We start from the raw sequence: 12765 nt of genomic DNA on the forward strand, positions 1-12765 counted from the left end.
TGCCCCGTGCCTGGCGCGACCCGCCGCCTAGGATGCTCGCGAAGGTGTGAGGGGGGCTGCCGTGCGACGCGTCATCCTGGCCGCGGCCGCCCTGTCGCTGGGCGTGGTGCTCGGTCCCGGGCCAAGCGCCGCGACCGCCGCAGCCGCCGGGGGCTCCGCTGCACCCGAAGGCGCGGCAACCACCGCTGGCTCACCCGCAGGCGCGGCAACACTCGCTGGCCCGCCCGCAGGTGCGGCAACACCCGCAGGCACGGCAGGCGCGGCAGCACCCGCACGCACGGCAGGCACCGGCGCGTCGGGGGAAGGGCACGCGCCGGCGGACCGGCAGGCCGCCTGGTTCGCGCGGCGGCTTCGCGCGGACCCGGTGCACGTCTCGGACCAGATCCCGTTCGCCCACCCCCGCTCGGCCGCGTCCCGCTTCGCCGCGCAGGCCGCGCGCACCGGCGTTCCGACCTACGTCCTCGTGGTCCCCTTCCACACCGCTCTCGACGCGCGCGAGCTCCTTGACGCCGTCCACCGGGAGTTGGACCGCAGGGGCCTCTACGTCATGGTGGACGGCACGTCCGGCGACGAGGTGGAGGCCGCTGCCCACGGGGTGTCCGTCCCGGCCGAGGACGCGGCGCGGGCGGCGGAGTGGGAGATGCCCTCGGACGCGACGGCGCTCGACGTCTTCACCCGGTTCGTGGACATCGTGGGGCTGAGCGGGGCGAAGGCCGCCGCGCGCGCGTCGGAGGCGGAGGAGAGACGCCTCGTCGACGAGAAGCGTCCCGAGCCGTTCTACACCGCGCGCGAGACCCGGTCCGTCAACTCCGGTGTGGCGGGGGCCCTGGCGGGCGGGGTGCCGCTCCTCGTCCTCGCCGTCGGCTGCACGGTCTACCGGCGCCGCCACCGCGGTCACGGCCGCGGCATTCTGGGCTACGGAGTGCCGCTCGGGTGCGCGGTCGGCGCCGCCGTGCTCGTGCACGCGGGCGCGGTGGCCTTCGCGCAGGGGGAGAAGGCCGTTCCGTCGGCCCGGCCGACCGCGCACGATCTGCAACTGCGCGCTGACCGGGTCGCGGAGGGGCTGCGCCGGGGGCCGGTCTACCAGGATCCCGAGTCGCCCGCCGCGCTCGACGGCAGCCACCTGACCGCCGTGCGGGAGCGGTTGTCCGCGCTGGAGGTGCCCGCCCGGCTGGTGGTCCTTCCGGCGCTGGCGAAGGAGGACGAGTCGGGCGGTGACGCGGACCTCTTCCTGCAGCGGCTGCACAAGAGCTTCGGTGAGGACGGTCTCTACATCCTCGCGGGAGGCGACGGTTTCGACGGGTACGAGGTCACCGTCGCCAACTGGGGCGTGAAGCTCGCCGCCAAGGAGCTGGACGACTACGGCGAGTGGATCCGTTACGGCCCCGAGGACAGCGACGAGGAGCCGGCGCTGGGACGCCGGATCACCGCACTGGCCCGGCATATCGAGGGCGTGCCCCAGGGCCCGCCCGGTCATCCCGAGGACGCGGGGCGGGTGGACGAGCCCGCGGACACGTCACTGCCACCGATCGACTCCGGTGCCTACCGCCCCGCGGCCGGCGGCGCGGCCGGGCTGGTACTGGCCGGGTGGGGTGCGCTCGCCGCGCGGCGGCGGATACGCCAGGGCGGACGTCTCACCGCGTCACTGCCGTGGGTCCCGGCTGCTCGGGCCGCCCCCGAGGCGGGAGGGCGGGACGCGCCCTCCCGTCCGCGCCGCCGGTGGCTTCGCCGGACCGCGGGGCGGGAACTGGAAGAACTCGCCGCCGCGTTCGACGCCGCCGAGGGGCGCCTCGACAAGGCCGCCAGGGGCCATGTGTGGGCCTGTCTGGACGCAGCGGTGCTCCTGCTCGACCGGCAGGGCGACGGACGGATCGACGCGGACGCGGACACCGGCGACCTGGCGGCCGCGCTCGCGCTCGTCCGGGCGGGCCGCGCGGCGCTCGGTGTGGGCGGTCGGCACGCGGTGCGGCGCCGGCTGTGCTCCGTCAACCCGCTGCACGGTACGCACGAGCCCGCCAAAGGTGCGGGAGGGTGTGCGGCCTGCCGCACGGCGGCCACCGGGTCCGAACGGGCGCGCGGCCTGCTGCTGCCGGGGACCGACGGCGCCCCGGTGCCGTACCGCGAGTCGCCGGGCCCACTCGGCCGCGCCGCCACCAGTGAGGTCCGGCACCTCATCCACCACGTCAGGGAGCGCTTCCATGTGTCCGACGTCTCCGGCTGACCGCGGCCGCCGGGCGGGCGCCGGCGTGGCGGCGCTGTCCGTGGCGGCGCTGTCCGCCACGGCCCTCGGCTCGCCCGCACACGCGTGGGCCGCTTCGCCACAGGGCGCGTCGGGCGACCGGATCGCGGCTGCCCTGCGCTCCTCCCCGGTGCACGTCGCCGACTCCTACAGGGCGCGGATGCCGCGGGCCCAGGAGCGCGCCCTGGAGAGGCGGATCGCCGGGACCGGGCTGCCCCTCAAGGTCGTCCTGATGCCCTTCACGGACAAGGGCGGAACGGGGCCGGATGCCTGGAGCGGCTCGGCCGAGCAGTTCGCCGCCGTCATGCACGAGGAACTGGCGCGCGGCGGCGAGGAGTTCATCCTGCTCACCAACTCCGGCTGGGACGACGACCGGTCACTGGAAGGCCACGAGTGGCCCGATGAGGAGCGGTACCAGGCCCGGTACGCGGCCTGGGCCGTCGGCGAACTCGACTCCATGCGGGCGAAGGGCTTCGCCGCGCGCTTCTCCCGCGCCGTCGACCTCACGGCCGAGGGCAACGGCATGCGCGTCTACGAGAAGGCGCGCGAGAAGGAGGCGGCCCGGGACGGGGGGCAGGACGAAGGTCCGGGTGCGGCGCAGGACGGGAGTGGGGACGCGGCGCCGTCCGGGAAGCCGGCGCCGGCGGACGGCGGGGACCCGGGGGTCCCCGCTTCCGCGGCCTTCCTCGCGGGAGGGGCGAGCGCACTGGTGCTCGGCGTGGTCGCTGTGCTGTGGCGGCGGGCCCGGCGGGCTGCCGTGCTCCCCGCGGCGGGGGCGCGGTCGGTGTTCGCCACCGCTCGGGGCGAGCAGGTCGGCGCCCTGCGCGAACGGGCGCGCGAGGAGGTCGTTGGCCTGGGAGAGGACGTGTCCGGGCGGGAAGCCGCGGACGGTGGCGCTGACGGGGTGCGCCGCGCCCTGGACGCGTACGAGGCGGCCACAACGGTGCTGGACGCCGCCGAGGGCCTCGCCGACCTGGCGGGGGCGCTCGCGCTGGTCGAGGAGGGGCGGGCCGCGCTGCGGGCCCCCGCCAAGCGGGGCGCGCGGGCGGGCGGGAACCGCGAGCCGTTGCCGCTGTGCTTCTTCCACCCGCTGCACGGGCGTGGCGTGCGGCGGATCCGCTGGCGTCCGCTCGGGCAGCGCGATCCGCTGCGCGTGGCGGCGTGCCGGGAGTGCGCCGAGGCGGTCCGGGCGCGCCGCCCGCCCGAGGTGCTGAGGGCACGGGACGGCGACAGTGAGGTGCCCTACTTCGAGATTCCGCCGGAGCGGAGCCTGTGGGCCGCCACCGGGTACGGCTCGTTGACGGCCGACCCGCTGGCCGTCCGCGTCCAGCGGGGCGACTTCACCCGCGCGGCGGCGAACCGGGCCCGTGCCTAGACGTGCCCCTGGGGCGAGGCCGTCGGCCGTGCTCCGCGTCGGGTGGACGCGGAGCACGGCCGACTGAGCCGCGCAGTGCGCCGCGAGGTGTGCCGCGGCGTGTGCGGCGGTGTCATCCGCTGTAGTACGGGGTGTCAGTCGTTGTAGTACGGGGTGACCGAGACGGTGCCGCCGTCATTGACCATGCAGGCGTAGCCGACGATCTTGCCCTGCGCCTGGAGTTCGTCGCCGTGGGCCTGGCAGTCCTCGATGGTGGTGCCGGGGAAGACGATGTCCTCGCCCTGGTGGACGGCGGGGGCGGCCTGAGCCGCTCCGGCGGCGATCCCGGAGAAAGCCAGCAGACCGATTCCGGCAACTGCTGCACGCTTGAACTTGCGCATGCGATTCCTTCCGTACGTGACCGTCCTCCATGTGCGCGGGACGGCCGGTGTCCCGTACCGGGTGCCGTGGGCAGCCGGTACGGGGCCTTACACGCTGTTCGACGTCACGCGCGGCGGGACGGTTCACCGGGCGCGACGAGTTTTTCGCACGGATGGGCCGGCCGTCGCCGTCGCCGTCGCCGTCGCCGTCGCCGTCGCCGGCGTCGGCGGAGGCGTCGGCGCAGGCGTCCGCCCCGGCCGGTGGCCGGGGCGGACGGCAGAGGGTCAGCCGGCTGTACGCCTGATCCGTCGCTCCCACGTCCGGGAGAACACCTCGGTCTCCCCGTCCCAGCAGGTGACCTCGTTCACGGCGATGAAGTCACCCTCCTCGGCGCGGAGTTCGGAGCGGGTGTGCAGGTGCGCGTGCCAGCCCAGGGCTGGGCGGCGCAGTCCGACCTCCCACTCGGAGACGGCGCGGGCGCTGAGCGGGTCGCCTTCGTCGATGACGTAGGTCTCCAGGGCGTTCTCGGTGAACTCCAGCCCGTCCGGGTAGACGCGGGTGCCGCCGTAGCGGGGGTCGACCTCCAGCCGCCACCTGCCGGCGGCGACGTCGCGCACCACGCGCCTCTCGGGCCACTGGGTGCCGCTCTCGGCGTCCGGGTAGCGCACGCCGAGGGGTTCGGCCTGCTCGGGTTCCTCGAACCGGATCGCGGGGGCGCCCTCGTCGGCCGCCGGGTTGCGTACGGGCAGTTCCAGGGTGCTGCTGGAGGGGTCGAGCACCCAGCCCGCCTCGCTGCCGGGCTGGGGCCAGATCCAGGGCCAGTAGGCCGAGGAGAGCGCGATCCTGATGCGGTGTCCCGCGGGGAACGCGTGGCCGATGCCGTTGAGTTCGAAGCTGACGTCCTCCGTCGCTCCGGGCTCCCACTCCACCACGCGGTCGCGTCCGTGCCGGGCCGAGAGGTTGAGTACGCCCCGGGTCACCAGGGTGGAAGAGCCGTCGGGCGCCACGTCGCACACGCGCGCGATGACCTGGCCGCGGGGGACCTGGCAGGTGAGGCGCAGCCGCACCCGCGGCCGTCCCAGCACCTCCACGCGCCCGTCCAGCACCGCGGAGTCGAAGCAGACGGACCGCCCGTCCTCCTCGCGCTGGTCGGGCGGCAGGTCGGCCTCGTTCCCGAACGGGAAGAAGCGCCCCGCGTCCACCCCGGTGTGCTGCGGCGAGCGCACCACGAACGGGCCGCTGCCCGGCAGCTCGTACGGCGTCATGGTGACGGCGGGGGAGGGCCACTCCCGGTCGCCCACCCAGCGCCCTTCCAGCTGTTCGTAGACCGTCGCGGGCGGGTGCGACTCGCTGATCCACGAGCGCAGCAGCGGCTCGTCCATGACGCCGGTGTCCTCGTCCTTGAGCCACCGGTCCCACCAGCGCAGCGTCTCCTGGAGGAAGCCGATGGCGGGTCCTGGCGGCAGGCCGCGGTCCGGGTACTGGTGCGACCAGGGGCCGATCAGCCCGCGCACCGGAGCCCCGCTCTGCCTGGGCAGGTGCTCGACCAGCCGCAGCACGGTGTCGCGGTAGGGGTCGTGCCAGCCGCCGACCGCGAGGACGGCCGCGTCGACGGCGGCGTAGTTCTCGCAGGCGCTGCCGTGCCGCCAGTAGTCGTCGCGGGTCTGGTGGTCGAGCCAGGTGTGGATGAACGGGTCGAGCGCCTCCAGGCGGCGCTGCCACATGTCCCGCCAGCCGTCGCCGACCTGTGCGGGGTCCGGCGGGCGTGAGGCGAACGCGAGCATGGTGGAGGCCCAGGCGTGCATGTCCACGGCCAGCACGGAGCCGCCCATGTAGTGCACGTCGTTGTCGTAGCGGTCGTCCGAGGAGCAGACGGTGACGATCGCCTTGAGGGCCTCGGGGGCGCGCGCGGCCAGCTGGAGGCTGTTGAAGCCGCCCCAGGAGATGCCGAACATGCCGACCCGGCCGCTGGACCAGGGCTGGGCGGCCAGCCAGGCGATGACGGCCTCGCCGTCGGCGAGCTCGCGCTCGTCGTACTCGTCGCCGGGCAGCCCCTCGGCGTTGCCGTGGCCGCGTACGTCGACGCGGACGGAGGCGTAGCCGTGCCCCGCGTACCAGGGGTGGCGCTGGGCGTCGCGCGGGGCCGTCCAGTCGCTCAGCCGGTAGGGGAGGTACTCCAGGAGTACGGGCACGGGCTCCTCGGTGACGGGCCGCCACACGCGCGCGTACAGGTGTTCGCCGGTCGGTGTGGGGATCCACAGGTCCTCACGGACGACGCGGTACGGGAACTGTTCAGGGGTGCGGATGTGCATAGCTGTAAATCTTCGGACATGTGCGGAAGGTTTCCGGGCACCGGGGGTCCGCCGGGCGACACGCTCGGCGGATCGGGTGCCGTGCGCGCTCAGCGGATCGGGTGCCGTGCGCGCTCAGTGGATCGGGTGCATGGTGCGGCGCAGCCACGGGGCCACGGCGAGGACGGCGAGCCCGACGACGACGGCGACAGCACCGTTGAGCGTGAAGTAGAGGTTGTCCGCGATCCGGCCGTAGAACTTCACCGTCTGCGCCTGGACGCCGGTGGCCAGGGCGAGTGAGAGGAACCACAGGGCGAGCGCCTGGCTGCTGAAGGCGGCCGGTGCCAGCTTGCTCGTCGCCGACAGCCCGGTGGACTCCAGCAGCACGTCACCGACGCCGATGAACAGCACCGCCAGCACGATCCACACCAGGCTGATCTGCCAGCCGTCCCCCGACTTGCCCAGCAGGACGGGGACGAGCACGAGGAAGCCGAGGCCGCCCAGCAGCACGCCGAACGCCAGCTTGTTCGAGGCCTGCGGCTGCCGCGGCCCCATCCGCTGCCAGGCGCCCGCGATGAACGGCGCGGAGAGCACCGAGACGGCACCCAGCGCCGAGCTGATCCAGCTGGAGGGCGCGTGGTAGCCGAAGACGCTGGTGTTCACGTGGTTGTCCGTGAGCAGCACCAGGACCGTGTACGACTGGAAGAGCACGAAGTTGAACGCCACGGAGGCCAGCCACAGCACGAGGAAGGGGCGCAGCCTGCCCCGCTCCTGCGGCGTCACCCGGGGGCTGCGCCACATGACGGCGAAGTAGGCGACGGGCGCCGCCATCGACACGTACGTCAGCGCGTCCACGAAGCCCGACAGCGTCAGCGCGCCCCCGAGCGACAGCGCCACGCACACCACGGCCACCACCACGAGACCCGCCGCGATCAGCCACACCGCGCGGCGCATGGCCGCGGGCGGCAGCGCGAACTCGGCGCCCTCCTTACGTCCCGCCAGGTGCCGGCGTCCTGCGACGTACTGGATGATGCCGAACGTCATGCCGACCGCCGCCGCGGAGAAGCCCCAGTGCCAGTCGACGTCCTCGCCCAGCAGCCCCGTGACGATCGGGCCGAGGAAGGCGCCGATGTTGATGCTCATGTAGTAGAGCGAGAAGCCGGCGTCCCTGCGCTCGTCGGTGGCCGAGTAGAGCTTGCCGACCATGGCGGCGACGTTCGGCTTGAGCATGCCCGTGCCGGCGCTGATCAGCCCCAGGCCGATCCAGGTGGAGGCGGCGGCCGGGATCGCCATCGCGTAGTGGCCGCAGGCGATGAGCAGGGCGCCGTAGAGGACCGAGCGGTAGGAGCCGAGCATCCGGTCGGCGATCCACCCGCCCGCCACCGACAGCAGGTAGACCAGGGTGCTGTAGCCGGCCGCGACGGAGGCGGCGGCGCCGGGCTCCATGCCCAGGCCCCCGTCGGCCGCGGTGGCGGAGAAGAAGAGGACCAGGATGGCCTGCATGCCCAGGAACGAGAAGCGTTCCCAGACCTCCAGGCCCGACAGGGGGAGCAGCCCGCGGGGGTGCCCCAGAAAGTCACGCCCGGTGGGCCCCGCGGTGTCCGCGGGCCCGTCGGGGGACGTAGGGTTTGCGCCTCCGTCCTGTCCGTGTGGCGTCGGGTCCTGGCTGGATCTGGGGGACACGGGTGGTGCTCCTGACACGTTCGGCGATTCGAGTGCCTCTGCTGTCCCGGACGCTCGGTTGCAAACCGCACCTAACGGGTGACGTGCAACATATCCCGTATATCCCCGCATTGCGCGCCAAGAACGTTCTGCTGGGCAGGCGCCGACCGTGATCGTTATGTGACCGGTTACGCTGCCAGGGAAGAGCGGAGGGTGGCCCTCGGCCCACGCGTGCCACCCGCGGTCCGCAAGCGCAACAGCAGTCGAGCAGCAGTAGGCCATCCGTACCCGTTCGTTCCACGTACGCAGACAGGAGTACCCCTCGTGACCGTCGTCGGGCCCTTCGGGCTGAGCGTGCGGGACCAGGCTCTCGAAGCCGATACCTTGTCGGGGCTGGCGGCCGTCGAGGAGGGCCTCATCGAGGCCACCAAGAGCGACGTGCCGTTCATAACGGGAGCCGCCCAGCACCTGGTGCGGGCCGGAGGGAAAAGGTTCCGGCCGCTGCTGGTGATGCTCGGGGCGCAGTTCGGCGATCCGCACGCGCCCGGTGTCGTCCCCTCCGCGGTCGTCGTCGAGCTGACCCACCTCGCGACGCTCTACCACGACGACGTCATGGACGAGGCCGACGTGCGGCGCGGGGTGCCCAGCGCCAACGCCAACTGGGACAACTCGGTCGCCGTCCTCACCGGTGACTTCCTCTTCTCCCGTGCCTCCCACATACTGGCCGACCTCGGTCCCGAGGCCGTCCGCATCCAGGCCGAGGCGTTCGAACGCCTGGTCACCGGGCAGATCCTGGAGACGGCGGGCCCCGCCGAGGGCCACGACGCCATCGACCACTACCTCGAGGTCATCGCCGGCAAGACCGGCTCCCTGATCGCCGTCGCGGGCCGCTTCGGCGCCATGATGTCGGGCGCCGACGAGCGGACCGTCTCGGTGCTCACGCAGTACGGCGAGCGCATCGGTGTCGCCTTCCAGCTCGCCGACGACGTGCTCGACATCGCCAGCGACGAGCACGAGTCGGGCAAGACCCCCGGCACCGACCTGCGCGAGGGGATCGCCACGCTGCCTGTCCTCTACGTCAGGGCCCGCGCCGCGCACCCCGAGGCGAGTCGCGAGGACCGCGAGCTGTGCGCCCTGCTCGACGGGGACCTTTCCGACGACGCCCGGCTCGCCGACGCGCTGGCCAGGCTGCGCGCCCACCCGGCGCTGGAGCAGGCCAGACGCACGACCGTGCGCTACGCCGACGAGGCCCGCGAGATGCTGGCGCCGCTGCCGGACAACGCCGCCAAGGAGGCCCTGGCGGCGCTGTGCACCGCCGTGGTGGACCGGGCGGGCTGACGGCTTCTCACCTGTCTGGTGCCCCTTCCGCGGGCCGAACTGCGCCGTGCCGACCCTGAGAAGACTCGTGCGGGCGGCAACCGAAAGGCGGAGGGCGCGTCATCCCGGGGGAGTAGCGGGATCTGCCTCCGGCGGTTGACGCGGTGGAGCGGGGGATTTGTTGCCATAGGAGCAGCCCACCCCGCACCGATTCGGGTGAGAATGGCGGCGAGGGGTGGACGAGTGCGACCTTTTCAGCCGCCGCCGATCACGGAGGTAGGACAGACAGATGGCACAGATCCAACCGAGGAGTTCCCGGCGCAGGGCGGTGCGCTACGGCGTGCCGGTCGCGGTCGCCGGGGTGGCCGCCGCGACCGTGGGCCTGGTGCCCGCGCTCGCCAGCTCTGGCGATCCCGACCTGCCGAAGATCAGCGCGGAGGAGCTGGTCGCCAAGATGGCCAAGGCCAACGTCGAACACCTGTCCGGAACGGTGAAGGTCAGCACCGATCTGGGTCTGCCCTCGCTGCCGGGCGGCTCTGACGGCGGCTCCGGCGGCTTCGGCGGTCCGCACGGCTCGGGCGACGGCGCCCAGAATGACAAGAGCGAGAAGCCCGACGTCTCCCCGGGCTCCGAACTGACGAAGCTCGCCTCCGGGGAGCACACCCTCCGCTTCGCCGCAGCGGGACCCGACAAGCAGCGCGTCTCCGTCCTGGAGTCCACCGGCGAGTACAGCCTCATCCACAACGGGCGCCAGCTGTGGGCGTACGACAGCGCGGCCAACGCCGCCTGGCACTCCACGGCGCCGAAGGGCGCGCACGGCAAGAAGGGGAAGGGCGACGACGCGGCCGGCCCGGCCTCCGGTGTGACGCCCGGGTCGCTCACCCCGCAGCAGGCCGCGAAGCAGGCGCTCAAGGCCGTCGGCACGTCCACCTCCGTGACGGTCGAGGGCACCGCGAAGGTCGCGGGGCGCGACGCCTACCAGCTCGTCATCAAGCCCAAGGGGGCGCCGGAGTCCACGGTCGAGTCCGTCCGGATAGCCGTCGACGCCGACAAGGGGCTGCCGCTGAAGTTCACCCTCACCCCCAAGGAGGGCGACAAGCCGGCCGTCGAGATGGCCTACACCAAAATCGACTTCGGCGAGCCCGACCCGGACGACTTCACCTTCACTCCGCCCAAGGGCGCCGACGTCACCGAGGCGAAGCCGCACCAGGGCTCCGCCCCGAAGGCACCCGAGGGGCTGGCCGGGCTCTCCGGAGCGAAGATCGTCAACGAGGGCGCCGGCGACTGGTCCAAGGTCGCCAGGATCGACACCGGGATGCCGGGCGGTCTCGGCCCCGCGGCGGGCGGGAAGTCCGGCGGCGGGAGCGGTGAGCAGGCCCAGAAGCTCCTGGACGGCTTCACGAAGGAGGTCAAGGGCGACTTCGGCACCGGCAGGGTCATCAGCACCCGCCTGGTCAACGCCCTGCTGACCGACGACGGCGACCTCTACGTCGGAGCCGTCACCAAGGAAGGTCTCGTGAAGGCCGCCAACCAGGCGGCCCGGTAACCGGACCCGAGGGCCGACGGCCGGCCGCGAAGCGAAGGCACCAGCGAAGGGGGCACATGAGCGAGCCGACCGCCGCACACGAGGAGCAGGGCGCCGTGATCTCCACCCAGGGGCTCACCAAGCGCTACCGCGGCGGTCAGCTCGCCGTCGAAGGCCTCGACCTGTCCGTGCCGCGCGGCAGCGTCTTCGGCTTCCTGGGCCCCAACGGCTCGGGCAAGACGACGACCATCCGGATGCTGCTCGGCCTGATCGAACCCACCGACGGCGCCGCCCACGTCCTCGGCGCGCCGATGCCGGGCTCGGCCCGGCGCGTGCTGCCCCACGTGGGCGCCCTCATCGAGGGGCCGGCGCTCTACGGCTTCCTGACCGGACGGGAGAACCTGCTGCGCTACGACGCGGCCGACCCCACCGCCGACCCGCGCACCCGCGCCGCACGCGCCGACCGGGCGCTGGAGCGGGTGGGCCTGGCGGCCGCGGCCGCCAAGAAGGCGCGCGCCTACTCGCTCGGCATGAAACAGCGGCTGGGGCTGGCCGCCGCGCTGCTCCAGCCGCGCGAGCTGCTCGTCCTGGACGAGCCGACCAACGGTCTCGACCCGCAGGGCATGCGGGAGATCCGCTCCCTGGTACGGGAGCTGGCCGACGACGGCATCACCGTCTTCCTCTCCTCCCACCTGCTCGACGAGATCGAGCAGGTCTGCACCCACACCGCCGTGATGCACCGGGGGCGCCTGGTCACCCAGGGCACGGTCGCGCAGATGTCGGCGGGCGCACGCGGCAGGCTGGCCGTCACCACACCAGACCCCGGCGAGGCCGCCAGGGTGCTCAAGGAGGCGGGCGTGGCCGACCTGGTCACCGACGGGGAAGAGGTCAGCGGCGAGCCGCCGCCCGCACGCGATCTCGCGGACCTCAACGCGGCGCTGGTGCGCGCCGGGGTCCGCGTCCGCTCGTTCGGGCTGCGGCGCGCCTCGCTCGAAGACGTGTTCGTCTCGCTCACCGGGGAGGGCTTCGATGTCGCAGGCTGAGACGGCGACCGGCGGCCTGGCGCCTCACTCCCCGGCGCGGCCCGCCCGTGCGGTGTGGTCACTCGGGCTCTTCCGCAGCGAGCTGGCCGTCACCTTCCGGCGCTGGCGCACCCTGGCACTGCTGGCGGTGCTGGCCGCCGTACCGGTCCTCGTCGGCATCGCGGTGAAGATCGAGACGGGCGACGGCGGATCGATCGGCGGCGGCGAAGGGGGACCCGCCTTCCTCTCCCAGGTCACCGGCAACGGACTGTTCCTGGTCTTCACCGCACTGGCCGCCACCCTGCCGTTCTTCCTGCCGATGACCGTCGGAGTGATCGCGGGAGACGCCGTGGCGGGCGAGGCCGGCGCGGGCACTCTGCGGTACCTGCTGGTCGCCCCCGCGGGACGCACCCGGCTGCTGCTGGCGAAGTTCTCAGCCGTCCTGGCGTTCTGCCTGGCCGCGACGGCGACGGTCGCCGTCTTCGCGCTGGCGACCGGGGCGCTGCTCTTCCCGACCGGGCAGGTCACCCTGTTGTCGGGCACCTCCGTCTCCTTCGGCGAAGGGCTGTTGCGTGCCGCGGCCATCGCCGTGACGGTCGCGCTCAGCCTCGTCGGCCTCGCGGCGCTCGGCCTGTTCATCTCGACGCTCACCAACAGCGGCGTCGCCGCCATGGCGGCGACGGTCGGCCTGCTGATCACCGTGCAGATCCTGGGCGCCATCCCGCAGCTGGACGAGATCCACCCGTTCCTGTTCACCCACTACTGGCTCAGCTTCGCCGACCTGCTCAGAGACCCCGTCTACTGGGACGACCTGCTGAAGAACCTCGGCCTCCAGGCCGTGTACGCCGCCGTGTTCGGCTCTGCCGCCTGGGCCAGGTTCGGTGCCCGGGACATCACGGCGTAGCGCTGCTTCTGCTGGTCCGGCTCCGGCAAGGGGGTGCCACTGTCCGCCGTGTGCGGTCCGCGGGAGCGTT

General features: G+C 73.4%; 9 protein-coding genes. 6 read left to right on the forward strand and 3 right to left on the reverse strand.

The annotated features are described in order from the left end of the window. Positions 1-364 precede the first annotated feature (364 nt). On the forward strand, positions 365-2221 hold the full coding sequence (locus MMF93_RS19380; protein WP_242753285.1) for a hypothetical protein: 1857 nt from the start codon (positions 365-367) through the stop codon (positions 2219-2221). Next, positions 2199-3614: a hypothetical protein gene (locus MMF93_RS19385; protein ID WP_242753286.1), complete on the forward strand. Its 1416-nt coding sequence runs from the start codon at positions 2199-2201 to the stop codon at positions 3612-3614. The genes MMF93_RS19380 and MMF93_RS19385 overlap by 23 nt, the downstream gene beginning before the upstream one ends. 134 nt (positions 3615-3748) lie before the next feature. Here MMF93_RS19385 and MMF93_RS19390 read toward each other — a convergent pair whose 3' ends face one another. The 3 genes from MMF93_RS19390 to MMF93_RS19400 all read right to left on the reverse strand — a co-directional run bounded on the left by MMF93_RS19390 (position 3749) and on the right by MMF93_RS19400 (position 7948). Then, on the reverse strand, positions 3749-3994 hold the full coding sequence (locus MMF93_RS19390; RefSeq protein ID WP_242753287.1) for a hypothetical protein: 246 nt from the start codon (positions 3992-3994) through the stop codon (positions 3749-3751). Between the two features lie 264 nt (positions 3995-4258). Continuing rightward, on the reverse strand, positions 4259-6286 hold the full coding sequence (locus tag MMF93_RS19395; RefSeq protein ID WP_242753288.1) for a CocE/NonD family hydrolase: 2028 nt from the start codon (positions 6284-6286) through the stop codon (positions 4259-4261). Positions 6287-6400: 114 nt separating this feature from the next. After that, positions 6401-7948 (reverse strand): peptide MFS transporter, encoded by a 1548-nt coding sequence (locus MMF93_RS19400; RefSeq protein ID WP_423835475.1) that lies wholly within the window; start codon positions 7946-7948, stop codon positions 6401-6403. Between the two features lie 303 nt (positions 7949-8251). On the opposite strand from MMF93_RS19400, the gene MMF93_RS19405 reads away from it, so the two are divergent. From MMF93_RS19405 to MMF93_RS19420, 4 genes are all read left to right on the forward strand, one after another. Beyond that, positions 8252-9265: a polyprenyl synthetase family protein gene (locus MMF93_RS19405; protein ID WP_242753289.1), complete on the forward strand. Its 1014-nt coding sequence runs from the start codon at positions 8252-8254 to the stop codon at positions 9263-9265. 268 nt (positions 9266-9533) lie between these two features. Further along, entirely contained in the window at positions 9534-10790 is a 1257-nt protein-coding gene (locus tag MMF93_RS19410) for a LolA family protein (RefSeq protein ID WP_242753290.1), read from the forward strand. A gap of 56 nt (positions 10791-10846) precedes the next feature. Then, positions 10847-11812 carry an ABC transporter ATP-binding protein gene (locus MMF93_RS19415; protein WP_242753292.1) on the forward strand — a complete coding sequence of 322 codons (966 nt, stop codon included), beginning with the start codon at positions 10847-10849 and terminating at the stop codon, positions 11810-11812. Further along, positions 11799-12695 (forward strand): ABC transporter permease, encoded by an 897-nt coding sequence (locus tag MMF93_RS19420; protein ID WP_242753294.1) that lies wholly within the window; start codon positions 11799-11801, stop codon positions 12693-12695. The genes MMF93_RS19415 and MMF93_RS19420 overlap by 14 nt, the downstream gene beginning before the upstream one ends. The last annotated feature ends 70 nt before the right edge of the window (positions 12696-12765 follow it).

The organism is Streptomyces tubbatahanensis, from assembly GCF_022699385.1.
GTDB classification, from domain to species: Bacteria; Actinomycetota; Actinomycetes; order Streptomycetales; family Streptomycetaceae; genus Streptomyces; species Streptomyces diacarni.

Bases quoted from the DNA above. Each gene is read 5' to 3' on its own strand.
- MMF93_RS19385 (WP_242753286.1), top strand. From the start codon at position 2,199: ATGTGTCCGACGTCTCCGGCTGACCGCGGCCGCCGGGCGGGCGCCGGC.
- MMF93_RS19390 (WP_242753287.1), bottom strand. From the start codon at position 3,994: ATGCGCAAGTTCAAGCGTGCAGCAGTTGCCGGAATCGGTCTGCTGGCT.
- MMF93_RS19395 (WP_242753288.1), bottom strand. From the start codon at position 6,286: ATGCACATCCGCACCCCTGAACAGTTCCCGTACCGCGTCGTCCGTGAG.
- MMF93_RS19410 (WP_242753290.1), top strand. From the start codon at position 9,534: ATGGCACAGATCCAACCGAGGAGTTCCCGGCGCAGGGCGGTGCGCTAC.
- MMF93_RS19415 (WP_242753292.1), top strand. From the start codon at position 10,847: ATGAGCGAGCCGACCGCCGCACACGAGGAGCAGGGCGCCGTGATCTCC.
- MMF93_RS19420 (WP_242753294.1), top strand. From the start codon at position 11,799: ATGTCGCAGGCTGAGACGGCGACCGGCGGCCTGGCGCCTCACTCCCCG.